This is a genomic window from Mameliella sp. CS4, assembly GCF_019392335.1.
Taxonomy (GTDB): domain Bacteria; phylum Pseudomonadota; class Alphaproteobacteria; order Rhodobacterales; family Rhodobacteraceae; genus Antarctobacter.
In genome coordinates, this window is record NZ_JAHXRQ010000011.1 from 60,339 (window position 1) to 84,914 (window position 24,576).

The 24,576-nt window shown below is 64.2% G+C and carries 27 protein-coding genes; 24 read left to right on the plus strand and 3 right to left on the minus strand.

The genetic code is table 11. The features are described from left to right. Positions 1-4 precede the first annotated feature (4 nt). Positions 5-439: a hypothetical protein gene (locus KZZ07_RS14535; RefSeq protein ID WP_219515094.1), complete on the plus strand. Its 435-nt coding sequence runs from the start codon at positions 5-7 to the stop codon at positions 437-439. Between the two features lie 8 nt (positions 440-447). Here KZZ07_RS14535 and dprA read toward each other — a convergent pair whose 3' ends face one another. Together dprA and tldD are read right to left on the minus strand one after the other, a co-directional pair. Beyond that, a complete protein-coding gene (dprA, locus tag KZZ07_RS14540) occupies positions 448-1,662 on the minus strand; it encodes a DNA-processing protein DprA (RefSeq protein WP_219515096.1) in 1,215 nt (404 codons plus the stop codon). Between the two features lie 158 nt (positions 1,663-1,820). Beyond that, positions 1,821-3,242 carry a metalloprotease TldD gene (tldD, locus tag KZZ07_RS14545; RefSeq protein WP_219515098.1) on the minus strand — a complete coding sequence of 474 codons (1,422 nt, stop codon included), beginning with the start codon at positions 3,240-3,242 and terminating at the stop codon, positions 1,821-1,823. A gap of 141 nt (positions 3,243-3,383) precedes the next feature. On the opposite strand from tldD, the gene KZZ07_RS14550 reads away from it, so the two are divergent. From KZZ07_RS14550 to KZZ07_RS14605, 12 genes are all read left to right on the plus strand, one after another. Then, positions 3,384-3,641, plus strand: a complete 258-nt coding sequence (locus KZZ07_RS14550; RefSeq protein WP_219515100.1) for a hypothetical protein — start codon at positions 3,384-3,386, stop codon at positions 3,639-3,641. Between the two features lie 270 nt (positions 3,642-3,911). Then, positions 3,912-4,787, plus strand: coding sequence for a cytochrome c oxidase subunit II (gene coxB / locus KZZ07_RS14555; RefSeq protein ID WP_219515102.1), 876 nt, complete (start codon positions 3,912-3,914; stop codon positions 4,785-4,787). Positions 4,788-4,871: 84 nt separating this feature from the next. Beyond that, entirely contained in the window at positions 4,872-5,807 is a 936-nt protein-coding gene (gene cyoE, locus KZZ07_RS14560; protein WP_219515104.1) for a heme o synthase, read from the plus strand. Then, a complete protein-coding gene (locus KZZ07_RS14565) occupies positions 5,804-5,974 on the plus strand; it encodes a cytochrome c oxidase system small membrane protein (RefSeq protein ID WP_219515107.1) in 171 nt (56 codons plus the stop codon). Before cyoE ends, KZZ07_RS14565 begins: the two co-directional genes overlap by 4 nt. Beyond that, positions 5,964-6,548 (plus strand): cytochrome c oxidase assembly protein, encoded by a 585-nt coding sequence (locus tag KZZ07_RS14570; protein WP_219515111.1) that lies wholly within the window; start codon positions 5,964-5,966, stop codon positions 6,546-6,548. The genes KZZ07_RS14565 and KZZ07_RS14570 overlap by 11 nt, the downstream gene beginning before the upstream one ends. A 20-nt stretch (positions 6,549-6,568) precedes the next feature. Continuing rightward, the gene (locus KZZ07_RS14575; RefSeq protein WP_219515115.1) at positions 6,569-7,369 is read left to right on the plus strand and encodes a cytochrome c oxidase subunit 3; all 801 of its coding nucleotides are present in this window, start codon (positions 6,569-6,571) and stop codon (positions 7,367-7,369) included. Positions 7,370-7,481: 112 nt separating this feature from the next. Beyond that, positions 7,482-8,159, plus strand: a complete 678-nt coding sequence (locus KZZ07_RS14580; protein ID WP_219515118.1) for an SURF1 family protein — start codon at positions 7,482-7,484, stop codon at positions 8,157-8,159. Between the two features lies 1 nt (position 8,160). Next, on the plus strand, positions 8,161-9,549 hold the full coding sequence (thrC, locus tag KZZ07_RS14585; RefSeq protein ID WP_219515120.1) for a threonine synthase: 1,389 nt from the start codon (positions 8,161-8,163) through the stop codon (positions 9,547-9,549). Further along, positions 9,546-10,808: a M16 family metallopeptidase gene (locus KZZ07_RS14590; RefSeq protein ID WP_219515122.1), complete on the plus strand. Its 1,263-nt coding sequence runs from the start codon at positions 9,546-9,548 to the stop codon at positions 10,806-10,808. Before thrC ends, KZZ07_RS14590 begins: the two co-directional genes overlap by 4 nt. Next, positions 10,808-11,392, plus strand: coding sequence for a GNAT family N-acetyltransferase (locus KZZ07_RS14595; RefSeq protein ID WP_219515302.1), 585 nt, complete (start codon positions 10,808-10,810; stop codon positions 11,390-11,392). The genes KZZ07_RS14590 and KZZ07_RS14595 overlap by 1 nt, the downstream gene beginning before the upstream one ends. 146 nt (positions 11,393-11,538) lie before the next feature. Further along, complete coding sequence (locus tag KZZ07_RS14600; RefSeq protein WP_219515124.1) at positions 11,539-12,366, plus strand: MBL fold metallo-hydrolase; 828 nt, start codon at positions 11,539-11,541, stop codon at positions 12,364-12,366. Positions 12,367-12,467: 101 nt separating this feature from the next. Then, a complete protein-coding gene (locus KZZ07_RS14605) occupies positions 12,468-13,883 on the plus strand; it encodes an FAD-binding oxidoreductase (protein WP_219515127.1) in 1,416 nt (471 codons plus the stop codon). Between the two features lie 41 nt (positions 13,884-13,924). Here KZZ07_RS14605 and KZZ07_RS14610 read toward each other — a convergent pair whose 3' ends face one another. After that, positions 13,925-14,794, minus strand: a complete 870-nt coding sequence (locus tag KZZ07_RS14610) for a lytic transglycosylase domain-containing protein (RefSeq protein WP_219515129.1) — start codon at positions 14,792-14,794, stop codon at positions 13,925-13,927. A 358-nt stretch (positions 14,795-15,152) separates the two neighbouring features. Here KZZ07_RS14610 and KZZ07_RS14615 point away from each other — a divergent pair, with 358 nt between their 5' ends. The 11 genes from KZZ07_RS14615 (at position 15,153) to KZZ07_RS14665 (ending at position 24,575) form a co-directional block, all read left to right on the plus strand. Then, on the plus strand, positions 15,153-15,332 hold the full coding sequence (locus tag KZZ07_RS14615; protein WP_219515130.1) for a hypothetical protein: 180 nt from the start codon (positions 15,153-15,155) through the stop codon (positions 15,330-15,332). A 109-nt stretch (positions 15,333-15,441) separates the two neighbouring features. Next, a complete protein-coding gene (locus KZZ07_RS14620) occupies positions 15,442-15,621 on the plus strand; it encodes a hypothetical protein (RefSeq protein ID WP_219515130.1) in 180 nt (59 codons plus the stop codon). 109 nt (positions 15,622-15,730) lie between these two features. After that, positions 15,731-15,910, plus strand: coding sequence for a hypothetical protein (locus tag KZZ07_RS14625; protein WP_219515130.1), 180 nt, complete (start codon positions 15,731-15,733; stop codon positions 15,908-15,910). 114 nt (positions 15,911-16,024) lie between these two features. Further along, on the plus strand, positions 16,025-16,204 hold the full coding sequence (locus KZZ07_RS14630) for a Flp family type IVb pilin (RefSeq protein WP_219515132.1): 180 nt from the start codon (positions 16,025-16,027) through the stop codon (positions 16,202-16,204). Between the two features lie 189 nt (positions 16,205-16,393). After that, positions 16,394-17,248 (plus strand): Flp pilus assembly protein CpaB, encoded by an 855-nt coding sequence (cpaB, locus tag KZZ07_RS14635; protein WP_219515134.1) that lies wholly within the window; start codon positions 16,394-16,396, stop codon positions 17,246-17,248. Between the two features lie 218 nt (positions 17,249-17,466). After that, complete coding sequence (locus KZZ07_RS14640) at positions 17,467-18,903, plus strand: type II and III secretion system protein family protein (RefSeq protein ID WP_219515136.1); 1,437 nt, start codon at positions 17,467-17,469, stop codon at positions 18,901-18,903. Positions 18,904-18,917: 14 nt separating this feature from the next. After that, positions 18,918-19,574 (plus strand): OmpA family protein, encoded by a 657-nt coding sequence (locus KZZ07_RS14645; RefSeq protein ID WP_255564364.1) that lies wholly within the window; start codon positions 18,918-18,920, stop codon positions 19,572-19,574. A 334-nt stretch (positions 19,575-19,908) separates the two neighbouring features. Then, positions 19,909-21,162 carry a CpaE/TadZ family protein gene (locus KZZ07_RS14650; protein WP_219515141.1) on the plus strand — a complete coding sequence of 418 codons (1,254 nt, stop codon included), beginning with the start codon at positions 19,909-19,911 and terminating at the stop codon, positions 21,160-21,162. 14 nt (positions 21,163-21,176) lie between these two features. Continuing rightward, positions 21,177-22,613, plus strand: a complete 1,437-nt coding sequence (locus tag KZZ07_RS14655; protein ID WP_219515144.1) for a TadA family conjugal transfer-associated ATPase — start codon at positions 21,177-21,179, stop codon at positions 22,611-22,613. A gap of 5 nt (positions 22,614-22,618) precedes the next feature. Continuing rightward, positions 22,619-23,584, plus strand: a complete 966-nt coding sequence (locus KZZ07_RS14660) for a type II secretion system F family protein (RefSeq protein WP_219515147.1) — start codon at positions 22,619-22,621, stop codon at positions 23,582-23,584. Positions 23,585-23,597: 13 nt separating this feature from the next. Continuing rightward, positions 23,598-24,575: a type II secretion system F family protein gene (locus KZZ07_RS14665; RefSeq protein ID WP_219515150.1), complete on the plus strand. Its 978-nt coding sequence runs from the start codon at positions 23,598-23,600 to the stop codon at positions 24,573-24,575. Position 24,576: the final 1 nt, after the last annotated feature.

Below are 24,576 nucleotides of genomic sequence, written 5' to 3' on the forward strand. Positions count from 1 at the left end.
TGCCATGACCCGATTTGCCCCCATTCTGGCCGCCATCGCGCTGGCCATCGCCCCGTTGTCGGCCAACGCCTGGGAAGAACCAGCACGCGGCACGGCCCTGCGCGGCAACCTGATGGATGCGGTGCGCCCGCATGCAGAATGGGTGCTGGGGGCGCCGGTTATCTTCGTCGTAAATGACCTGCGGGTCAGTGGCGACGTCGGGTTTGCCAGCCTGCATCCGGTCCGCCCGGGTGGGCGGGAAATCACGCGGGGCGAGATCCCGGTCCGGCCCGGCTGGGACAACCCCTTCGACTGGGGCGGGCCGAACATACAGGTGCTCTACCAGCGCTCCGGGGCGACCTGGGTCGCCGTCCAGCACGCCATCGGGGCCACGGATGTCTGGTGGTCGGACCCGGCCTTCTGTCCCATCTGGGGGCCGGTGATCCCCGAGTTCTGCTGACCCCGGGGTCAGTGTCGAACAACCAGTGACAGCAGCCCGCCCGGCTGGCGCCTGATCTGCCCATCCAGTTCAAGGTCCGTCAGCACTGGCGAGACCTTGCCCGCAGGCGCGCCAAGGTCGCGGATCAACTGGTCCTCGGCCACTGGTGAGGGGCCAAGCCGGTCAAGGATCTGCTGGTGCAGCGCCGCAACCTTGCGGAGGGCCGGGTTTCCGGCCGAGGCTGTCCGGGACGGTTCCGCGCAAGACGCGGCCTGCTGCCGAGGTGCAAGGCCCTCGTCCGGCTTCGGAAGATCAAGTTCGGGCTGGGGCCCGGCGCGCGGCGTCTCCATCGGCGGCAGCGCCTCGACGATGTCCTCGACGTTGCGGATCAGGCGCGCGCCATCGCGGATCAGGATGTTGCAGCCGCTGGCGCGGGCATCCATCGGGTGCCCCGGCACAGCCAGAACTTCGCGCCCCTGGTCAAGCGCCGTGCGCGCGGTGATCAGCGACCCGGATTTTGCCGCCGCCTCGACCACCACGACACCGCACGACAGTCCAGAGACGATTCGATTTCGGGTCGGAAAATGCCGGGCCACCGGCTGCAGGCCCATCGGTTGCTCGCTCAGCCGGCAACCGCCGTTCTGACATATCTCGTCGGCAAGGCGCGTATTCTCTGACGGATAGAGCACGTCGACCCCACCGGCCATGACGGCAACGGTGCCGCTTTGCAGCGCACCGACATGGGCCACGGTGTCGATCCCCCGGGCCAGCCCCGAGACAACCACGAACCCGGCCTCGCCCAGCCCCTCGGCCAGGCGCCGTGCCATGCGCGTGCCCAGCGAAGAGGCACTGCGCGCGCCGACCAGGGCGATCATGGGCCGGCGCAGTACCGCCCGGTCACCGATCCCCCAGAGCAGCGGCGGCGCATCGGGAAGTTCGGCCAGATCAGAGGGATAACCCGGCTCTCCGCGGCAGAGCAGCCAGGCCCCGGCGCGACGCCCGGCGGCCAGTTCCGCCTCGGCCACGCCGCGCGGGCAGGCCTCGTATTTTTCGACCCCGGCGGCACGGGCGACATCCGGCAAGGCCTCGATCGCGGCAGCCGCGCTGCCGTGTTCGTTCATCAATCTCCAGAAGGTCGTCGGCCCCACACGACGCGAGCGCAAGAGACGGAGCCAATCCACACGATGATCTTCCGTGGTGGGTGGGAGTGGGGGGTGAGTGGAAGAGTAGCTTTCGTCGCGCATCCTGACCCCGTCTTCTTGCAGGACAAGTGATAGCGCCGGAGTGGTTAATCACAGGTAAACCAAAACGCATTCTGTGCCCGTCACAGGACTAACCCCTTGCAATCGCGGCAGAACAGAGACCCGCCGGGTGATCCCTGGCGGGCCCGCCCGACGAAGGGTCAGGCCTGGGCGCCGCCGACCGTCAGCCCACCGATCATCACGGTCGGCTGACCGACGCCCACCGGCACCCATTGGCCCTGCTTGCCGCAGTTGCCCATTCCCGGGTCCAGTTCCATGTCGTTCCCAAGCGCCAGGATGCGGTTCAGCGCATTTGCCCCGTCACCGATCAGCGTCGCCCCTTTGACCGGGGCCCCCACCTTGCCGTTCTTCACGCGGTAGGCCTCGGTACAGGAAAAGACGAACTTGCCGTTGGTGATGTCCACCTGTCCGCCACCAAAGCCTACGGCCCAGATGCCATCCTTGAGGTCGGCAACAATATCAGCCGGATCCGAATCGCCGCCCAGCATGTAGGTGTTGGTCATGCGTGGCATCGGAATATGCGCATAGCTCTGCCGCCGCCCGTTGCCAGTCGGTTCGACACCCATCAGGCGCGCGTTCTGCCGGTCTTGCATGAAACCGACCAGCTTGCCGTCCTCGATCAGAACGTTCTTGCCCGAAGGCGTGCCCTCGTCATCGACGGTAATCGATCCGCGCCGATCAGGGATCGTGCCGTCGTCCAACACGGTCACACCCTTTGCGGCCACCTGCTGGCCCATCAGACCGGCGAAGGCGGAACTGCCCTTGCGGTTGAAATCGCCCTCCAGGCCGTGGCCTACCGCCTCGTGCAACAGGATGCCCGGCCAGCCGGGGCCAAGCACGATGTCCATGACACCCGCAGGCGCCGATTCTGCCTCGAGATTGACCAGTGCGACGCGCAGCGCTTCGCGCGCCTTGGCCTGCCAGTCCTGCGGTGCAAGCAGCCCGTCCAGCGCGACGCGCCCGCCACCGCCCGCGGTGCCGGATTCGCGGCGGCCGTTCTCCTCGACGATGACCGATACATTGACCCGCGTCATCGGACGCACGTCAGAGACAAGCGTGCCATCGGCGCGCAGGATCGAGACCTCCTGCAGCGAGGCCGCAATTGTCGCCGTCACCTGTACCACACGGCGGTCGAGATCGCGGGTAAAGGCGTCGATCTCGCGCAGGGTTTCCAGCTTGACCGGGAAACTGGCCCCTTCGATCGGATCGGCGTCCGTATAAAGGTGCCGGTTGGTGCCCGCCGGCGGCGGCGCCATGATCCCGCCGCCATCACCGATGGCCAGGCGCGCGGTTTCCACCGCGCGTTTCAGCGCCGCTTCGCTGATCTCGGAGGCATGGGCATAACCCGCCACCTCGCCGCGTACCGCGCGCAGGCCGAAGCCCTCGGAGGAATCATAGCTGGCGGTCTTGACCCGCCCGTCATCGAGGACAAGGGCTTCGGATCGGGCGCGCTCGATGAAAAGCTCGCCGTCCTCGGCCCCAGAGAGCGCATCGCGGACAAGCGCTGTGGTGGCATCGAGGTCCAGATGGGTCTCGAAGGGGCGAAAGGGAGCATTGGACATGTGAAACTCCGGGATCGGTCATGGCGTCTGTTGCCCACAGACCTAGCCCATCGGCATCGGCTTGGCCACGGCGGAGGCCGGGCACATTTGGGAAAGGCGGCCGCTCGTGGTAGGCTGCGAGATCTTTTGGGAGGACGATCCATGCGCACGACAGTTGCCACACTGATCCTTGCCATCTGCGCCACCGGCGCTTCGGCCCAGTATATCGACCTGATCGAAATGATACAGGCGCCCCCCGGCAGCGCCGGGGCAACTGTGGACCCGCACACGCGGACCCTGACCATCGAAAAGCCCGGGGCCCTGCCGCCCATGTCGGAAAACGTGCCGCACAAGGTGGACGGCGCCGGGATCGGCATAGAGACCGGGCCAGACACCAGGGGCCAACCCATCGGCAAGTAACCGGACCTGTCCGCCCAGCGCTTCGGGGTTGCAAAATCTGCCCGCCGAAGGCTGGAAACAGCGCCCGAATTGCCCTTGCGGGACAAAGACTGCGACACCGTTGCTTGATCTGGATCAAAAAAAGCGGCGGTTTGCCGCAAGGACCGAGCTTTCCCGGCATTCCAGAATATGATTTTAAACAGACAGAACGCAAAGGGGGGTGCGTGAACTGCCGTGTCCACCGCGGTGTTCCTCCCGTCCGACCACACTCGCAACCGATCAGGGTGAGACATGCAAAGCAAACCGATGCTTTTGGGCCTTCTGAGCGCCTTCATCGCCGCGCCGGCACTGGCGCAGGACCTTCCCGTCGTGGGCAAACCCCATGACGGTGGCATGGGCTTTCAGCCCGCCGCCACCGAACTGGCGGCCGATCTGCAGTGGCTGGACGGCATGATCCTCGTGATCATCACCGCCATCTGCCTGCTGGTCGTCGCCCTGATGGCCTTCATCTACGTGCGCTTCAACCGCAAGGCCAACCCGACCCCGGGCACCTTTACCCACAATTCGCCGCTTGAGGTGGCCTGGACCATCGGGCCGATCGTCATCCTGGTTTTCATCGGCGCCTTCTCGCTGCCGGTCCTGTTCAAGCAGCAGGAAATCCCCGAGGGCGACATCACCATCAAGGTGACCGGCTACCAGTGGTACTGGGGTTATGAATATGTCGGCACCGACCTCGCCTATGACGCCTACATGATCGGGTCTCCCGCCACCGGCGGCGATAACCGCATGACCCCGGCTGTCGAAGAACAGCTGGTCGATGCCGGTTTCGAAAAGAGCGACTTCCTGCTGGCAACCGATACCGCCATCGTCCTGCCCGTCGGCAAGACCGTCGTGATGCAGGTGACCGGTGCGGACGTGATCCATTCCTGGACCATCCCTGCCTTCGGCGTGAAACAGGACGCGGTCCCCGGTCGTCTGGCCGAACTGTGGTTCACCCCCGAGAAAGAGGGCGTCTACTACGGCCAGTGCTCGGAACTCTGCGGTATCGCGCACGCCTACATGCCGATCACCGTCAAGGTCGTCAGCGAAGAGGCCTACGAGGCCTGGCTGCAGCGGTCGATCGACGAAGGTGGCTACACCGACGTCCGCGCAGTCCTGACCAACTGAGTCCGGATGGGTTTGAAAGCCCATCCTACGCCAAACCTGCAAGGTGCGCCGCTCCGGCGCATCTTTTGACCACAGGGACCCACGATGAGCGACGCCAGCCTGCACGCCAGCCCCTACGAGAACGAGGCCCAGTTCGGTGACTATTTCGCCCTGCTGAAGCCGCGGGTGATGACGCTTGTCGTCTTTACCGCCTTTGTCGGCCTGCTGGCCGCGCCGGTCGGTGTGCACCCCTTCGTCGGCTTCTGCGCGGTGCTCTTCATCGCCGTGGGCGGCGGTGCCTCGGGCGCGCTGAACATGTGGTACGATTCGGACATCGACGCGGTGATGAAACGCACCGCCAAGCGCCCGATCCCCGCCGGCAAGGTCACCCGGGACGAGGCGCTGGCCATCGGCCTGACCCTGTCCGTCTTTGCCGTGGTCTTCCTGGGCCTCGCCACCAATTGGGTGGCGGCGGGCCTGCTGGCCTTTACCATTTTCTTCTACGTCGTGGTCTACACCATGTGGCTCAAGCGGCTGACGCCGCAGAACATCGTGATCGGCGGCGCCGCCGGGGCCTTCCCCCCGATGATCGGCTGGGCCGCCGCGACCGGTGACATCTCGACCGCCTCTGTCCTGATGTTCTGCCTGACCTTCCTCTGGACGCCGCCGCATTTCTGGGCGCTCGCCCTGTTTGTCCGCATGGACTATGACAACGCCACTGTGCCGATGCTGACCGTGACCCACGGCCGCCGCGCCACCCGCCGTCATGTCCTGGTCTACACCGTGCTGCTGGCCGTCTTTGCCATCGGGCTTGGCTTTACCCAGGTCGGCGGGCCGGTCTACCTGGCCACTTCGGTGCTGCTGAACGCATTGTTCCTGAAAGGCGCCGTGCAGATCGCACGCCGCGACGAGGCGCAGGCCGAGGCGGACAGCTACAAGGTGGAAAAGAAATTCTTCAAGCTCTCGCTGCTCTACCTCTTCGCGCACTTCGGCGCGATCCTGGTGGACGCGGGGCTGGATCGCCTGGGAGTCTGGGGATGAGCCTGGTCAAGGAACACGAACTGCACAAGCGCAGGCGGGGCCGCAACATCGGCGTCGGCCTGGTGCTGGCAGCCTTCATAGCCATCATATTCGGGCTGACCTTTGTGAAAGTCACCCGGGAGAACTTCCAGGTGCAACCGCAACAGGGAGTGACTGATGGGAATTGACGGCAAGTCTAAAACGGTTCTGCAACTGGTTGGCGTTGTCGTCCTCATGGGCGGGCTGGCCTGGGCCTCGGTGCCCTTCTACAACTGGTTCTGCCGGGTCACCGGCTTTGGCGGCACGACCAACGTCGCGACCGCAACCACCGGCGAGATTCTGGATCAGACCATCAAGGTCCGGTTCGACGCCTCGAAGGATCGCGGCATGCCGTGGGAGTTCAAACCGGTCCAGACCGAAATGACCCTGCGCATCGGCGAACAGGGGCTGGCCTTCTACGAAGCCTACAACCCCACCGACCGGCCCATCGCCGGGCAGGCGACGTACAATGTCGCCCCTTATGAAGCGGGCGCTTTCTTTTCCAAGATCGACTGCTTCTGCTTTACCGAACAGGTGCTGATGCCCGGTGAGCGCGTGCAGATGCCGGTCAGCTTTTTCGTCGACCCCGAGATCGTCACCGACCGGGATGCCAAGCACACCAACCACATCACACTGTCCTATACCTTCTACGAGATCGACCTGCCCGAAGAGACGCAGGCCGCGCTCGACGCCAAGAATGACGCGAAAGCGTCCGTGAACTAACGCCTAACGAGGGAACCGCAATGGCGCATGCAAAGAACCACGACTATCACATTCTGAACCCCTCTATCTGGCCCTTTCTCGGGGCGGTGGCCGGCTTCGTCATGTTGTTCGGCGCGGCGCTGATGTTCCATGACCACGGGCCCTGGATGTTCCTGATCGGTTTCGTCGGTGTGCTCTACACCATGTTCGGCTGGTGGTCGGACACGGTGACGGAAAACCAGGTCGGCGATCACACGCCCGTCGTCCTGATCGGCCTGCGCTACGGCTTTATCCTGTTCATCATGTCCGAGGTGATGTTCTTCTTCGCCTGGTTCTGGTCGTTCTTCAAACACGCCCTCTACCCGATGGGCCCGCAAAGCCCGGCCGTCGACGGCGTCTGGCCGCCCGCTGGCATCGAGACATTCGACCCCTGGCACCTGCCGCTGATCAACACGCTGATCCTGCTGTGCTCGGGTGCGGCCGCCACTTGGGCACACCACGCCCTGGTGCACGAGGACAACCGCAAGGACGTCAAGTCCGGCCTGATCATCGCTGTCTTGCTGGGACTGCTGTTCACCTTCTTCCAGGCTTATGAATACAGCCACGCGGCCTTCGGTTTCTCCGGCAACATCTACGGCGCCAACTTCTTCATGGCGACGGGTTTCCACGGCGCGCACGTGATCATCGGTACGATCTTCCTGTTCATCTGCCTGATCCGTGTCTACCGCGGCCATTTCACCGCCACGAACCACCTCGGCTTCGAAGCGGCGGCCTGGTACTGGCACTTCGTCGACGTTGTCTGGCTGTTCCTCTTCGCCGCTGTCTATATCTGGGGCGGCTGAAGGTGCGGCGGGGAGCCCCCCGCCCTACATCAGGCCTTGAACCTCACGGCCCACAAGGTACACCAAGGCGCGCCCACACCGGGCGCGCCTTTTTCGTTTCCGGAGCCCCTGCTTGAGACGCTACATCGCCCCCCTGCTGATCGGCCTGACAGGCATCGCCATCCTGCTGTGGCTGGGCACCTGGCAATTGCAGCGGCTGGACTGGAAACGCGGCATCCTGAATGAGATAGAGACTACCATCGCGGGCGCGCCGCAACCCCTGCCCCGGCTGGTCGATCCCGGGGCACAGCGCTACCAGCCGACGACCCTGACCGGTGAGATCGGCGCCGAGACGCTGGCGGTACTTGTCTCGGTCAAACAGCGTGGCGCGGGCTGGCGGCTGATCTCCCCCTTCCAGACAGAGGATGGGCGGCGCGTGCTGGTCGACCGCGGGTTTGTCCCCGTCGACCAAAAGGACGCCCCGCGCTACAGCGGACCTGCGGAGGTGATCGGCAACCTGCACTGGCCCGATGACCGCAACTCCTCGACACCGGACAACGACCCCGCGGACAACACCTGGTTCGCGCGGGATCTCGCCCCGATGGCAGACAGGCTCGACACCGAACCCCTGCTGGTCGTGACACGGACGATGTCGCCCGCCGACGAAGGTGTGTCGCCCCTGCCCGTCGATATCAGCGGCATTCCCAACGATCACTTGCAATACGCCCTGACGTGGTATTCGCTCGCCGCGGTCTGGCTCATCATGACAGGCGTCTGGATCAGGCGGCTGAAAACAGGCAGGGAGGCCTGACATGCGTTACATCTCCACCCGCGGACAGGCGCCCTCGCTGACCTTCGAAGAGGCGATGCTCTCGGGCCTCGCGCGTGACGGCGGCCTCTATGTGCCCGAAACCATCCCGCAGATGAGCGCGGGTGACATCCGCGCCCTGCATGGCCTCAGCTACGAAGAGACCGCGTTTCGCGTGATGCGCCCCTTTGTCGGCGACGGGTTCACCGACGAGGTCTTTGCCGACCTGATCGCCAAGGCTTACGCCGGTTTCGGCCACGGCGCACGGGCGCCGCTGGTCCAGCTGGCGCCGGGACATTTCCTGCTCGAGCTGTTCCACGGGCCGACTCTGGCCTTCAAGGACTTCGCCATGCAGCTGATCGGCCAGCTGTTCCAGGAGGCGCTGGAGCGGCGGGGCGAGCGTGTGACCATCGTCGGCGCGACCTCGGGCGACACTGGCTCTGCCGCCATCGAGGCCTTCAAGGGACTGGAAAATGTCGATGTCTTCATCCTTTTCCCGCATGGCCGGGTGTCCGAGGTTCAGCGCCGCCAGATGACCACACCGGCCGAGGCCAATGTCCACGCGCTCGCGCTCGACGGGCATTTCGACGACTGCCAAGGCCGGCTCAAGGACATGTTCAACCATTTCGAGTTCCGCGACAGCGTACGGCTGGCAGGCGTCAACTCGATCAACTGGGCGCGCGTCCTTGCGCAGGTCGTCTACTATTTCTCCGCTGCCGTGTCGCTGGGTGCGCCCGATCGCAAGGTCAGCTTCACCGTGCCCACCGGCAACTTCGGCGACATCTTCGCGGGTTACATCGCCAAGAAGATGGGCCTGCCCATCGACCGGCTGGTGGTCGCCACCAACCAGAATGACATCCTGCACCGTTGCCTGTCGTCGGGTGACTACAAGACCTCCGAGGTGCATCCCTCGATCAGCCCCTCGATGGACATTCAGGTCAGCAGCAACTTTGAACGCGCGCTTTTCGACGCCTACGGCCGCGACGGGGCGGCGGTGGCGCAGCTGATGGACGAGCTGAAGGCCGGTGGCTTCAAGGTGTCCCAGGGCGCGCTTGAGGCGCTGCGCGAGCACTTCGATTCGGGCCGCGTGTCCGAGGAAGCTACGCTGGACACGATCCGCACGGCCCATTCCACGATGGGAGAGCTGCTTTGCCCGCATTCCGCCGTCGGTGTCCGCGTGGGCGAGGCACAGCGCCAAGCCGACACACCGATGATCACCCTGGCCACGGCCCATCCGGCCAAGTTCCCCGACGCGGTGGAAAAGGCCAGCGGCATTCGCCCCCCTCTTCCAAATCGCATGGCCGATCTGTATGAGCGTCCGGAACGGGTGACGCGGGTACAGAACGACCTCGCCGCCCTCGAAACCCTCATCCAGGAGCGTATTGCCAAGTGAGTGTTCAGATCGCCACCCTTTCCAACGGACTGCGCGTCGTGACCGAAAACATGCCGGGGCTGCAAAGTACCGCAGTCGGACTATGGGTCACTGCCGGAGGGCGGCACGAGCGCGAAGAACAGAACGGCATTGCGCATTTCCTGGAACACATGGCCTTCAAGGGCACCAAGACTCGCAGCGCCCTGCAGATCGCCGAGGCGATCGAGGACGTGGGCGGTTATATCAACGCCTATACCTCGCGCGAGGTCACGGCCTACTACGCCCGCGTTCTGGAACCGGACGTGGCACTGGCCGTGGACGTGATCGCCGACATCCTGCGGGACCCGGTTTTCGACCCCAAGGAAATCGAGGTCGAGCGCCACGTCATCCTGCAGGAGATCGGCCAGGCGCATGACACGCCCGACGACGTGATCTTTGACTGGCTCCAGGAACAGGCCTATCCGGATCAGCCCATCGGCCGCACGATCCTGGGCGAGGCGGCCCGCGTGCAGGGGTTCGACCGGGGCGATCTGGCGGGCTTTGTGAACGAACATTACGGGCCAGACCAGATGATCCTCTCGGCCGCTGGCGCGGTCGATCACGATGCGCTGGTCAAACAGGCCGAGGCGCTCTTTGGCGACATGGTCCCGCGCAGCGCCCTGTCTGCCGACCCGGCCCGCTTTCACGGCGGCGAGACGCGTCACACAAAGGACCTTGAACAGGCGCACCTGGCGCTGGCCTTCGAGGCGCCCGGCTATCGCGACCCGGAGTTCTATGCCGCGCAGATCTATTCGGTGGCCCTGGGCGGCGGCATGTCCTCGCGCCTGTTCCAAGAGATCCGCGAGAAACGCGGCCTCTGCTACACCATCTTTGCCCAGAACGGCGCCTATGCCGACACTGGCATGACAACGATCTATGCCGGCACCTCGGGCGCCGAGATGCCAGAACTGATCACGCTGACCGTGGACGAGATGAAGCGCAGCGCCGAAGACATGAGCACCGCCGAGATCGAGCGCGCCCGCGCCCAGATGAAGGCCGGCCTCCTGATGGGTCTCGAAAGCCCCTCCTCCCGCGCCGAACGCAGCGCCCGCATGGTCCAGATCTGGGGAGAGGTGCCGGATATCGAACGCACCGTCGCCAAGATCGACGCAGTCACGCGCGAGGATGTCCTGCGCTTCGCCGAGGCGCAGGCCGCCGAGGCCGCCGCCGCGATGGCGCTCTACGGCCCCGTGGCAGAGGCGCCCACGCTCTCCGAGCTGCAGGCACGCCGGGCGGCATGATGCTGGCGTTCCGGCGCAAGGTTCAGCTCGAGACAGAGCGCCTGACGCTGCGCCCGCCCGTGCATTCCGATTTCACGCCCTGGTCGAACCTGCGTCGCGAAAGCCACGAGTTCCTGACCCCCTGGGAACCGTCATGGTCGTCCGACCACCTGACGCGCAAGGCCTTCACCAACCGCGTCTACTGGGCCTCACGGTCGATCGGCACAGGCTCTGCCCTGCCGCTCTTTCTGATCCGCCGCGAGGACCAGGCGCTGCTGGGCGCGATCACGCTGGACAATATCCGGCGCGGCCCGGCGCAGGCGGGCACGCTGGGCTACTGGATCGGCGAACGCTATACCCGGCGGGGCTACATGTCAGAAGCCATCGCCATGATGGTGCACCAGGCCTTCGAGAAGATGGGCCTGAGCCGGATGGAGGCCGCGTGCCTGCCGGAAAACGTCGCATCGCGCGGTCTGCTGGAACAATCCGGCTTCAAATATGAGGGCGTGGCGCAAAGCTACCTGCAAATCAACGGCCGGTGGCGGACCCATGTGCTTTATGCCTCGCTGCGTTCCGACAGGCGCGGTCGGACCGAAGTCGGCTAGAGGCCCCGGGGCCACCCCCTGCTGCACAGAAAAGCGGCCCGGCGCCCGCCGCGCCCCTGACCGGGCCCCACCCGGCGAAATTGTGAATTTGGCCAGCGGCGCGCCCGCGCTACCCTTTCCGGGACGTCACCCGACAGGAGCGCCCGATGATCCGCCTCGCCGCCGCCCTTTTCTTCCTGACCGCCACGCTGGTGCAGGCGCAGGAACAGCGCCGCCCTTCGCATTGTATCGCCATCGCCGATGCGGCCCCCGGAATCGAATACCTGCACAAGGCCAGCTGGACCGCGCCGATCCCCGAATACAGCGTGCGCATCCACTACATCGCCCATGCCTCTTTCCTGATCCAGACACGCGGCGGGCTGGAGGCGGTGACCGATTTCAATGGCAATATCGGCACCACGCGAATGATCCCCGACATCGTCACCATGAACCACGCCCATACGACGCATTGGACCAGCGCCGTCAACCCGGCCATCCCCCACGTGCTGCGTGGCTGGGGAGAGGTCTTTGGAGAAGGCGCGGATCATTACCTGGACCTGGGCGAGATGCTGATCCGCAACGTCTCTACCGACATCCGCTCGGCCTATGGCGGGGATGAGCCGAACGGAAATTCCATCTTCATCTTCGAGGTCGAGGGCCTCTGTATCGCCCATCTCGGCCACCTGCACCACGAACCGACCGACCGGCAATACGCCGCGCTGGGCCGGGCGGATGTGCTGATGGTGCCGGTGGACGGGGGCATGACAATGCCACTCTCGACAGTCAAACGCATCGTCGAACGGCTGAAAAGCTCGATCGTGATCCCGATGCACTGGTTCTCGGGCTACGCGCTGGAACGCTTCCTGGCCGATGTCAGCGACACGTTCCAGATCGACCGGCGCACCACTGCCTCGCTCGAGATATCGCTGCGCGACCTGCCCCGTCGACCCACCGTCATCGTGCTGCAGCCGCGCTACCTGACCGACCCGGACTGACCCGGTCTTCTTTGGGCGGCAAATACTCCGGGGAGCGCGAGGGGCTGGCCCCTCGCTGACCCGCATGCCACAAGTGCGGGCATCCGAATAAAGAGGATGCCATGCCGCTTGCCCCTGCCGATCATGCCTTTGTCCAGCGCCTCTCGGCGCTTCTGCCCGATGATACCCTGCGCCCGACCGAGGCCCGCCACCGCGAAGAACCGCGCGGGCGCTGGACCAGCACGGCGGAATGGATTGCCCTGCCGCGCTCGACAGAAGACGTCGCCACGATCGTACGGGCCTGTGCCGGTGAAGGCGTCGGGATCATCCCCCTTGGCGGCGGCACCGGGCTTGTTGGTGGCCAGTTGAAACCGGATGGCCCCGCCCCTCTGATCGTCTCGCTGGAACGCATGTCGGCGATCCGGGCGGTCCACCCGCAGGAAAATGCCGCCGTGGTCGAGGCCGGCGCGATCCTCGCGGATGTCCAGCGTGCCGCCGCCGATGTGGATCGGCTGTTTCCGTTGTCGCTGGCCTCCGAAGGGTCCGCCCGGATCGGCGGATTGCTGGGCACCAACGCGGGCGGCATCAACACCCTGCGCTATGGCAATGCCCGTGACCAGGTGCTTGGACTCGAGGCGGTCCTTCCCGACGGTTCGATCTGGCACGGGCTGAAGCGGCTGCGCAAGGACAACACCGGCTATGACCTCCGTCACCTACTGATCGGGGCCGAGGGCACCTTGGGCATCATCACGGCCGCCAGCCTGAAACTTGCCCCCTGCCCGGCCGCGACCGGCACGGCCCTGCTGACGGTCCCTTCCCCCGAGGCGGCGCTGACTCTCCTGGCGCTGGCCCGCAGCCAGCTGGGCGAGACCATCAGCGCCTTCGAGCTGATGCACCGCACCGGGTTCGACTTCCTGGCAGAGAAACTGCCCGACCTGCGCCAGCCCTGGGACACACCGCCGGACTGGTCCGTGCTGATCGACATCGGGCTGGGACGCGGCGCCGATCCGGCCGAGGCGCTGGAAACGCTTTTTGCCGAGGCGTACGAGGGCGACCTTGTCACCGACGGTATCGTGGCCCAGTCGCTGACCCAGTCCGAGGCGCTCTGGACCCTGCGAGAGCACATGTCCGAAGCCAACCGTCTGGTGGGCGCTGTCTCCAGCCACGATATTTCCGTCCCGCTTGGTGCCATCCCCGAGTTCATCAGCCGGGCCGGGCCGGCGCTGGCCCGGCTGGGCGACTGGCGCATCAACTGTTTCGGCCACGCGGGCGACGGCAACCTGCATTACAATGTCTTCCCGGCGCCGGGCCGCACCAAGGCCGACCATGTCGATCAGCGCGACGCGATCAAGACCTGTGTCCATGACCTGGTGCATGAACTGGGCGGTTCGGTCAGCGCCGAGCACGGCATCGGGCGGCTGAAGGTCGATGACCTGGAACGCTATGGCGACCCCGCGAAACTCGCCGCCATGCGGGCGATCAAGGCGGCGCTGGACCCGAAGGGCATCATGAACCCCGGCGCCGTCCTGCGGACCTGACCGCGGCGAGGTCCCGGATCAGGTCCGGGACCGGCTCCGCTCTACGGTGACATCACCCGGAACACGCAGCCATCCGAGATCAGCTCGGGCGGGGTCAGGCATAGGCCCTTGGCGACCTGGAAGGCGGCCAGGACCTTGGGCACATAATCCCTCGTCTCGGCATAGGGCGGCACGCCCCCGTGCTGACCGATGGAGTTTTCGCCCGCATTGTAGCCGGCAAGGACAAGGATCGGGTCGCCCTCGAACTTTTCCATCAGGAAATCGAGAAAGGCCACCCCGCCCCGAATATTCTGCACCGGGTCGAAGGCATCCTTGACGCCGAAACGCTCTGCCGTGGCGGGCATCAGCTGCATCAACCCCTGTGCGCCGGCCTTGCTCTGCGCCCGGGGCGCACCGGCAGATTCCACCGCGATCACCGCCAGCGCAAAGGCCGGAGAGACGCGGGTGCCCACCGTCTCACGCAGGAGATCGACACCGTGGACCTGCGCGATGTCCTGCAGCGCCTGCAAGCGCGGGCCGCCAACGCTCTGGCCCTCGGGACCCTTGGTCAGCGTGGCCAGCGCAGGGGCCAGCCGTCCGGGCCCCGTGGCAGAAGCCTCTGGCGAGACGGCGGTCCAGAACCAGGAATAGCTGCCCGTCGGGACAGAGGGCACAGCGGCAAGTGCGGCGGCGGCCTGGGGTGCAGCGGTCGGCGTCTTGGCAGGGGCAGAAGGTGGTGGCGGCGCCACGGCCGGGTTGGCGCGCGGCGCGATCTGAACGGTGATGCGCTTCTTGACACCGGCCTTGGGCGGCTTGACCCGCTTGAAGGTGAAATCCTGCACCGGTGCCCCGGCACCATCCTGTGCCTGAGCGCCCTGCGCACAGGCCAGAGTGGCCGCAATTGCGGCGCAAACTAGCGTTTTGACGACCATGGGCCTGCTCGATCCCCGTTTTTCGGTCTGACTTTTCCACAGTCTCGCACAATCCTTGGAATTTATCCATCAGTGTTGCGAAACACCGAACTGCCGACGTCGAAAGCGGACATTCCAAGGTCGAAATTAACACTTTCAACATACAGAAATTAGTTAATTATCCATATATTACATATGGTTATAGATATTCCTGCAAAAATCTGACCCGGCTACAAAATCAATCCATTGGAGCCACACTCTCGCCCCAAACCAACTGCTTAATAAGTTCATACCGACGAGGGACAGGGCAAGGTGAGAGAGGCCCGCAACGCCCAAGACGGTCGCTGAAAGCAAAGCAAGATATCTACGGAGAGAGACCATGATCAACTTCATCAAGAACTTCCGCAAAGACGAAGACGGTGCCGTGACTGTCGACTGGGTCGTCCTGACCGCAGCCGTCGTGGGCCTGGCCGTCGCTGCCTACACCACCATCGAGACCAACTCGCAGACGCTGATCGACAACGCCGCTGCACGCGTCGCTCTCGAAAACGACTTCTAAGTCGGGCGCGGCCTGAGCGCCGCGTACCCCTCTGGGCCCGGCCGCCTGGCGGCTGGCCCTCCCTACCGCACATGACATGACCGACCGAGAGGTCGACCGGAGAAAACCAATGATCAACTTCATCAAGAACTTCCGCAAAGACGAAGACGGTGCCGTGACTGTCGACTGGGTCGTCCTGACCGCAGCCGTCGTGGGCCTGGCCGTCGCTGCCTACACCACCATCGAGACCAACTCGCAGACGCTGATCGACAACGCCGCTGCACGCGTCGCTCTCGAAAACGACTTCTAAGTCGAGCGCGGCCTGAGCGCTGCGCACCCCTCTGGGCCAGGCCGACGAACGGCCGGCCATCCCTACCGCACATGACATGACCGACCGAAAGGTCGACCGGAGAAAACCAATGATCAACTTCATCAAGAACTTCCGCAAAGACGAAGACGGCGCCGTGACTGTCGACTGGGTCGTCCTGACCGCAGCCGTCGTCGGCCTGGCCGTCGCTGCCTACACCACCATCGAGACCAACTCGCAGACGCTGATCGACAACGCCGCTGCACGCGTCGCTCTCGAAAACGACTTCTGAGTTGCCTGATCGCCCGATGGCGATCACCTGAAGACCCAGGCGCGCGCCGGCCGCGGCGCGCGCCTTTTTCAAAGCCGCATGTCTGCTTGTGCGGTTCCAGCCCGGAGTTACACCATGCGTGATCTGTTGAGTGCCTTCATGGCCGAGGAAGATGGTGCCGTGACCGTGGACTGGGTCGTTTTGACCGCCGCAATCGTCGGCTTCTGCATCGCGGCTTACACTGCGGCGGAAAACTCGACGCTCGGCCTGCGCGATGGCCTCGCCGCCGAACTTGTGCGCCAAAACGACTTCTAAAACCCCTGCTGCCACGACATTTGCAAGGGCGGCCCGTTTCGCGGGTCGCCCGTCGTCGCGTTCGTTGCCCTGTGGCACGTAGGCGTCGCCAAACCGCCCAGCGAGTGTCCCGTTCTTGCCGTATTCCCCCGCCAGGATGATCCGGGCCGGGAGACCGGCGAATCCCAGTTTGTCCAAGTGAGGTGACATATGCGACTCGTATTCGGACTTGTGCTGATCGCCGGCCTCGCCCTGGCGGGCTTTGCCGTCTACATGGCGCAGAATTACATCGGGGCCTATGAGAACGCCCTGGCAGAGGAACGCGCCAAGGCCGGCGCCTCTGTTCCGGTGACCAAGGTCTTCGTCACGAAACGCGCCATCAACTACGGCGAAGAGATCACACCCGAGGACGTGGTGCTGACCCACTGGCCCCGGCAGGCCCTCCCCGAGGATTACTTCGACGAGGAAAACCCGTTTTTCGTCGACGGCCAGGAACCGCGCCTTGCCATGCGCCCGATCGAGAAGGCCGAGGTGCTGATGAAGGTCAAGGTCTCCGAACCGGGCGGCGACGCGGGTCTGACGTCGCGCCTCGACCGTGGTCAGCGCGCCTTTGCGATCAAGGTCGACGTAGCCTCTGGCGTCTCCGGCTTCCTGCGCCCCGGCGACCGGGTCGACGTCTACTGGACCGGGCGCCTGCCCGGCGAGGTCGGCGAACGGTCCCAGGGCGAGGTGACCAAGCTGATCCAGACCGGCATCCGCCTGATCGCCATCGACCAGACCTCGAACACGGAATACAACACCGCGACCATTGCCCGTACCGTGACCGTGGCCGCCAGCCCGCAACAGGTCGCCGCCCTTGCCCAGGCCCAGTCCACCGGCAAGCTGTCGCTGTCGCTGATGTCCCAGCTGGATGACACCGTGGCAGAGGCGATCGAGGTCGATCAGCGGTCGCTTCTGGGTATCGTCGCCGAGGAACGCGCCGAGAAAAAAGTCGACAAGACCTGCACCACCCGCGTGCGTCGCGGCGCCGAAGTGGTCGAGATCCCGATCCCCTGCACCAACTGATCCTGGAATTCGAACGGCGAATTCAACTGCTTGAACAAAAAGGGCCCCTGCCACGGCAGGGGCTCTTTGTTGCGAAAATACCCGGCGTGTTGCGGGTTATCCACATAAACCAATCCGCTGAAGTCATTGATTCTTGCAAATAAACACGAAATACCGCATGTTCAAAAAAAATGCAGGCGTCAGACCTGCGTCCGAGCAGTGATCGAGAGGCAGGTCACATGACCATTGACAGATTCCTGAAGGCGGCCCTCCTGGGCCTGTCGCTTGCGGTTGCGCCTCTTGCGGCGCAGCAGGCGCAGGCAGACAATTTGCGCATCCTGCGCAACGGCACACAACCGATCCTGAACGTTCCGATGAACCGCGCGCTGGTGGTCGAAAGCGATATTCCCTTTGCGGAACTGTCCATCGCCAACCCTGCGATCGCCGATATCTCGTCGTTGAACGATCGCAACATCTACGTTCTGGGCAAGGCGCCGGGCACCACGACACTGACCATTCTCGACGCTGCTGGAGAGCTGATCTCGAACGTCGATATCCGGGTTTCGCCCGATGTGTCCGAATTCAAGGAACGCCTGCGCCAGATCCTGCCGCAGGAAAAGATCGAAGTGCGCACCGCCAATGACGGCATCGTGCTGTCCGGAACCGTCTCTTCGACCGCCCGGATGCAACGCGCCCTGGACCTTGCCCAGCGCTATGCGCCCGAACGGGTATCGAACCTGATGTCCGTGGGCGGCGTCCAGCAGGTCATGCTGAAGGTCCGCTTTGCCGAGATGGAGCGCACCGCCGCCAAGATGCTGCGGACTTCGCTGGCCACCGGCGGATCGGTTGCCGGCGGCGACCTCGGCCTTGAACTGGGCACCTTGAGTGCCGCCTCGGATGCGGCAGTCGATGCCGTCGCCGACAAGCTGGCCCCGCAGGGACTCGACGTCGAAGGCGCGGTTCTCTTCGGCTTCAACGCCGGCGGGCTCGAAGTGGGCATCATGCTGGAGGCGCTGGAACGCAAGGGCATCGTGCGGACTCTGGCTGAACCCAACCTGACCGCGCTCTCGGGCCAGGAGGCCAAGTTCTTGGCAGGCGGCGAATATCCCGTCCCGGTCAGCCAGCAGAACAGCACCATCACCATCGAATACAAGCCCTTCGGCGTGGAGCTGAACTTTATCCCCCGAGTGGTCGATGGCGACCTGATCAACCTCGAACTCGAAGCCGCGGTCTCTTCGATCGACACCAACAACTCGATTGTGCTCTCGGACATCTCGATCAACGGCTTCAAGCGGCGTGAAACCTCGACCACGGTGGAACTGCGCGACGGTGAGAGCTTTGCCATCGCGGGCCTGCTGATGGATGATTTCACCGACCGGAACTCGCAATTGCCGTGGCTGGGCGACGTGCCTGTCCTGGGTGCCCTCTTCCGCAGCGCGGAATACCAGCGGTCGCAGTCCGAACTGGTGATCATCGTCACGCCGCACCTGGTGACGCCGACCCGGGGCGAATACCTCGCCCTGCCCACAGACCGCGTTGTCCCACCGACCGAGCGTGATCTCTTCTTGCGTGGCAAGGTGGCCGGCAAGCCGGGGCAGAAGGCGCCGAATTCCGGGGCCGCGGGTGAGGTCGCCAAGCAGGACTTCACCGGCTCCTACGGATATGTGATGGATTGATGCAGAGGCGAATGATGATCAGGCTCCCCCTTTCCGCCGCGCTAACCGCGGGCCTCTTGATCGCCGGATGCAGCCAGACCCCGGTGGGGTTTGACCGCGAGGCGGGCGCGCTGATCGACACCGGTCATTTCGGCAACGCCACGATGAACAACCATCAGCTGATGACCGGCGAAAAGCAGATCATCTACGATCTGTCGCAGCGCTTTGCCTCCGAAGTCATGACCACGGTCAACTTTGCCTTCAACAGCGCCGTACTGGACCACGGCGCGCGCGACACACTGCGCGAACAGGCCCAGTGGATCCGCCAATTCCCGGAAATCCGTTTCCGTGTCTACGGCCACACTGACAAGGTCGGCAGCAACGGCTATAACAAGAGCCTTGGCCTGAGGCGGGCCAATGCGGTCGTGAACTACCTCGTCAGCCAGGGCATCAGCCGCTCGCGGCTTGAAGCCGTCGTTTCCTACGGAGAGACACAGCCGCTGATCGTGACCGAAGGCCGCGAACGCCGCAACCGGCGCACCGTGACCGAGGTGTCGGGCTTTGTGTCCAGCCATCCCAACGTGTTGGATGGCAAGTATGCCGAAGTGATCTACCGCGAGTATATCAACAGCGCCGAACCCAAGACGGGGTTGACCGGCCAGCAGGGCCAGGACCTCGCGATCACCGAGTGATCCCGACTTGGGGTCGGCAAGGGAAAGGGGCCAATCGGCCCCTTTTTTTCATGTCTGCCCAACGGAGGCCCGTCCTTGCGGTAACCCGATACTCGCATGAATTGACCCGACAATAGTCTTGACCACCGGAGGGAGGCCAAGGTGTTCCCAGCCGGGCTATCAGTCCCTGTTCACCGTACAATTTCGGTTTTTTGGCCCAAATGTTGCCTCGTTTGTGGGGGAATGTCCCCTTGGAGAACCAGTGCGTGCGCAGACCCGAGTCGCGCACCGCGGGTCCGGGGGGACAGGGCTTCGCCACGTCCACCCGGTCCGGCAAGAGTAAAGGACGACAGGCATGACCAACGCGACACAACAGCAAACGGAGCCGGCACCGATCGTCGCCTGCACCATCAGCCGCGACGTCCAGAACTTTGACCTGCTCATCGATGACATGGAAGCCCTGCTTGGCGAAGGCTGGGGGGACCTAGGGTTCGACGAGGCCACGGCCTTTCTGAACCAGCCCGACGGGCGGTCGCTGGAATTCGTGGCAATGGCCATCGACGCCATCGACGAACCGGATTTGCCGATGCTGTCCGGGGTCATCCGTGCCGCCAAGGAAAACGGCGTCAAGGTCATCCTGATCGCCGAGGATGTGACGCCGGCCTCGCTGCACCACCTCTTGCGTGACGGGGCCGATGAATTCGTCCCCTACCCGTTGCCAGAGGGTGAACTGGCCGGGGCGCTGGAACGTCTGCGCCAGCCCGTGCCCGCCGCCGTTCAGCCCGACCCTACGCCAGCCACCAATGCCGAGGGTGTCCGCCTGTCCGGTGGTGGCGATGGCGTGCTGATCGCCGTTCACGGCCTTGCTGGCGGCGTCGGCGCAACCACCTTGGCCGTGAACCTTGCCTATGAGCTGGCCACCGGGGGCAAGGAAAAGCAGCCCAAGGTCTGCCTGATCGACCTGGGTCTGCAATTCGGGTCGGTCTCGACCTATCTCGACCTGCCCCGCCGCGAGGCGGTCTACGAAACACTCTCGGACATCGAGGCGATGGACGGTGACAGCTTTGGACAGGCGCTGGTCAGCTTCGAGGACAAGATGCAGGTCTTCACCGCCCCCTCGGACATCCTGCCGCTGGACATCATCGGCCCGGCCGAGATCAAGCGCCTGCTGGACATCACGCGCGAGCATTTCGACTACGTCATCGTCGACATGCCTTCGGCGGTGGTGCAATGGACGGAAACCGTCCTGGCCGAGGCGCAGCTGTATTTCGCGCTGATCGAACTGGACATGCGCTCTGCCCAGAACACCCTGCGCCTGAAACGGGCGCTGCAATCCGAGGACCTTCCTTTCGAGAAGATCCGCTTTGCGCTGAACCGCGCTCCGAAATTCACCGACCTGCAGGGCAAGAGCCGCGTCAAGCGGCTGGCCGACAGCCTTGCGATTTCGCTGGACGTGCAGCTGCCCGATGGCGGACGCACCGTCATGCAGGCCTGCGACCACGGGCTGCCTCTGGCCAGCCACGCTGCCAAGAACCCGCTGCGCCGTGAAATCGTCAAACTTGCCCAGCAGCTCAACGCAATCGGCGCCAGTGACGCCGAAGCCGCCTGATCCAGGGGATAGACATGTTTTCGCGCTACAAGAAAAACTCCGCTTCCGGCGCCCAGCCGGTCAAGGTCCCTGCCCCGGCGGCCCCCGTCGCCACACAGCCTGCCGCACAACCGAGCGCCGTGCGCCGCAAGGCCAAACCCGCGGCTCAGGCGGGCCCCGTGGACAAGGAGAAGAAGCGCAAGGAGCGGCTTGGCGAGATCAAGCTGGAACTGCACCGCGCCTTGCTGGAAAACCTGAACCTGGCCGCACTCGACAAGGCCTCCGAAGGCGAGCTGCGCGAGGAAATCAGCGCGATTGCCAACGAGACGCTGCAGGAAAAGGGCGTCGTCCTGAACCGCGACGAACGCCGCGCCATGATGGCCGACCTCTACGACGAGGTGAAGGGCCTTGGTCCGCTGGAACCGCTGCTCAAGGACGAGACGATCTCGGACATCCTGGTCAACGGCCCGCAGCAGATCTTCATCGAACAGAACGGCAAGCTGACGCTGTCGGACGTGACCTTCAAGGACGAACGTCACCTGATGCGGATCATCGACAAGATCGTCTCGGCCGTGGGCAGGCGCGTCGATGAATCGAACCCCTACGTCGACGCCCGTCTTGCGGACGGGTCGCGTTTCAACGCGATGGTACCCCCGGTGGCCATCGACGGCAGCCTGGTCTCGATCCGGAAATTCAAGAAGGACAAACTGGGCATCGACGACCTGGTCAACTTCGGTGCCTTCACCGAGGAAATGGCCGTCTACCTGCAGGCCGCCGTCGCCACGCGCCTGAACATCATCGTCTCGGGCGGGACCGGTTCGGGTAAGACAACCACGCTCAACGCGCTGTCCAGCTTTATCGACGACAGTGAACGCATCCTGACCATCGAGGATACCGCCGAACTCCAGCTGCAGCAGAGCCACGTCGGTCGCATGGAAAGCCGTCCGCCCAACGTCGAGGGCAAGGGCGCCGTCACCCCGCGCGACTGCCTGAAAAACGCCCTGCGGATGCGTCCCGACCGTATCATCGTCGGCGAGACGCGCGGCGAGGAAGTCATCGACATGCTGCAGGCCATGAACACCGGCCACGACGGGTCGATGACCACGATCCACGCCAACAGTGCCCGCGACGGCGTGGCGCGGCTTGAAAACATGATCGCCATGGCGGGGATCGAGATGCCGCTGAAGGCGATGCGCAGCCAGATCGCCAGCGCGGTCAACCTGATCGTTCAGGCCAGCCGCCTGCAGGACGGTTCGCGCCGGATGACCTCGATCACCGAGATCACCGGCATGGAAGGCGATGTGATTTCAATGCAAGAGCTCTTTCGCTTCCAGCGCGTCGGCCTGACGCCCGAAAACAAGATCATCGGCCATTTCACGGCCACCGGTGTCCGCAGCGCCTTTGCCGAACGGTTCCGGATGTGGGGCTACGACGTGCCCGCCTCGATCTACGAACCCTTCAGACCGGAGTAACGCCTATGCTCAGCGCAGAACCGATCATCTACGGCGGGATCTTCCTCGGCGTGCTGATCCTGGTCAACGGCGTCTACCTCGTCGCCTTCGGCAAGTCGATCAGCCTGACCAACCGGGTCAACCGCCGCCTGGAAATGCTGGACAAGGGCGAACGCCGCGAGGACGTCCTGGCCAAGCTCCGCAAGGAGATGGACCAGCACATGCAAAGCCGCTCGCTGCCCATCTACTCGATGCTGGCCAGCAAGGCGCAGAAGGCGGCCCTGGCCTTTACACCGCAACAGTTGATCCTCGTCATGGTGGCGGCCTCGGTCTTTGCCTTCGTGGGCCTGAGCATCGGGACAGAGGCAGGCGCCGCCGTCCGTGCGGTGATGTCTGTCTTCATGGGTGTGGGGGGTGTCTATTTCTGGGTCAACCATCGCGCCAAGAAACGCCTAAGCATGATCGAGGAACAATTGCCCGACGCCGTCGAACTGATGGTGCGCTCCTTGCGCGTCGGCCACCCGTTCAGCTCTGCTATTTCGATCGTCGCCAAGGAACTCAAGGATCCGCTGGCCACCGAGTTTGGCATCATCGCGGATGAATCGACCTACGGCCGCGACGTGGGTGAGGCGCTGAAACACATGGCCGAACGGTTGGACATGCAGGATCTGCGCTTCCTTGCCGTGGCCGTGGCGATCCAGCAGCAGGCCGGCGGCAACCTTGCCGAGATCCTCGACGGTCTGGCCAAGGTGATCCGAGCCCGCTTCCGCCTGTTCCGAAGGGTCAAGGCGATCACCGCCGAGGCACAATGGTCAGGCAAGTTCCTGTCCGGCTTCCCGATTGGCGCGCTGATCTTCATCCAGGTGGCCAAGCCCGACTATTACGACGAGGTGCTCGATCACCCCTGGTTCATCCCCGCCTGCTTCATCGTGGGCATCATGCTGGCCGCGAACATGATCGTCATGCGCTGGCTGGTGAACATCAAGGTCTGAGAGAGGCTGCCCCATGTTCGAAACGCTCAACACGATGATCACCGACAAACTGGGCCCTGCCGGTCCTCTGATCGTGGTCGCGGGACTGGCGGCGCTCCTGATCGTCGCCACCATCCCGATGTTCCTCAACTCCCGCCCCGACCCGCTGGACAAACTCAAGCAGGACGGCAGAAAACGCCTGGATGCGGAAACCCGCGCCGTCTTGCGGGAAAAGAGCAAGAACGAAAAGCTCAACAAATACGCGCAGTTCCTGGAACCTCAGGACGCCAAGGAATACTCCGAGATCCGCACCAAGCTGATGCAGGCGGGCTACCGGTCCAAGGATGCGGTACAGATCTACTACTTCCTGCAATTCGCGCTGGGGATCGCCCTGCTTTGCGCTGGCGTGGTGTATTACATCTTCTTCATCGACCCAGAGACGGCCACGATGCAGACCAAGCTGATGTATATCCTCGGCCCCGGCTGCCTTGGCTACATGGCGCCCAAGTACTGGGTCAACAAGCGCGTCGCCAGCCGCCAGGAACAGATCCAGCAAGGCTTCCCCGACAGCCTGGACATGATGCTGGTCTGCGTCGAGGCGGGTCAGTCGATGGACCAGTCCATCGTCCGCGTCGCCCGCGAACTGCGCAGCTCCTTCCCCCCGCTAGCCGAGGAATACGAGATCATCAGCTACGAGATGAAGGCCGGCAAGGACAAGAGCCAGGTTCTCAACGACATGGCCGACCGCTGCGGCTTGCCCGACATCTCCTCCTTTGTGACCGTGTTGAACCAGGCGACAACCTTCGGCACCTCGATTTCCGACGCGCTGCGGGTCTATGCGGGCGAAATGCGTGACAAAAGAGTCATGCGTGCCGAGGAAGCTGCCAACAAACTGCCGACAAAGATGACGCTGACCACTATGATGCTCACGGTGCCGCCGCTGCTGATCATTCTCGTGGGCCCGTCCGCGGTTGGCATTTCCGAGATGGGCTCGATGGCCGTGGGCAACTGAC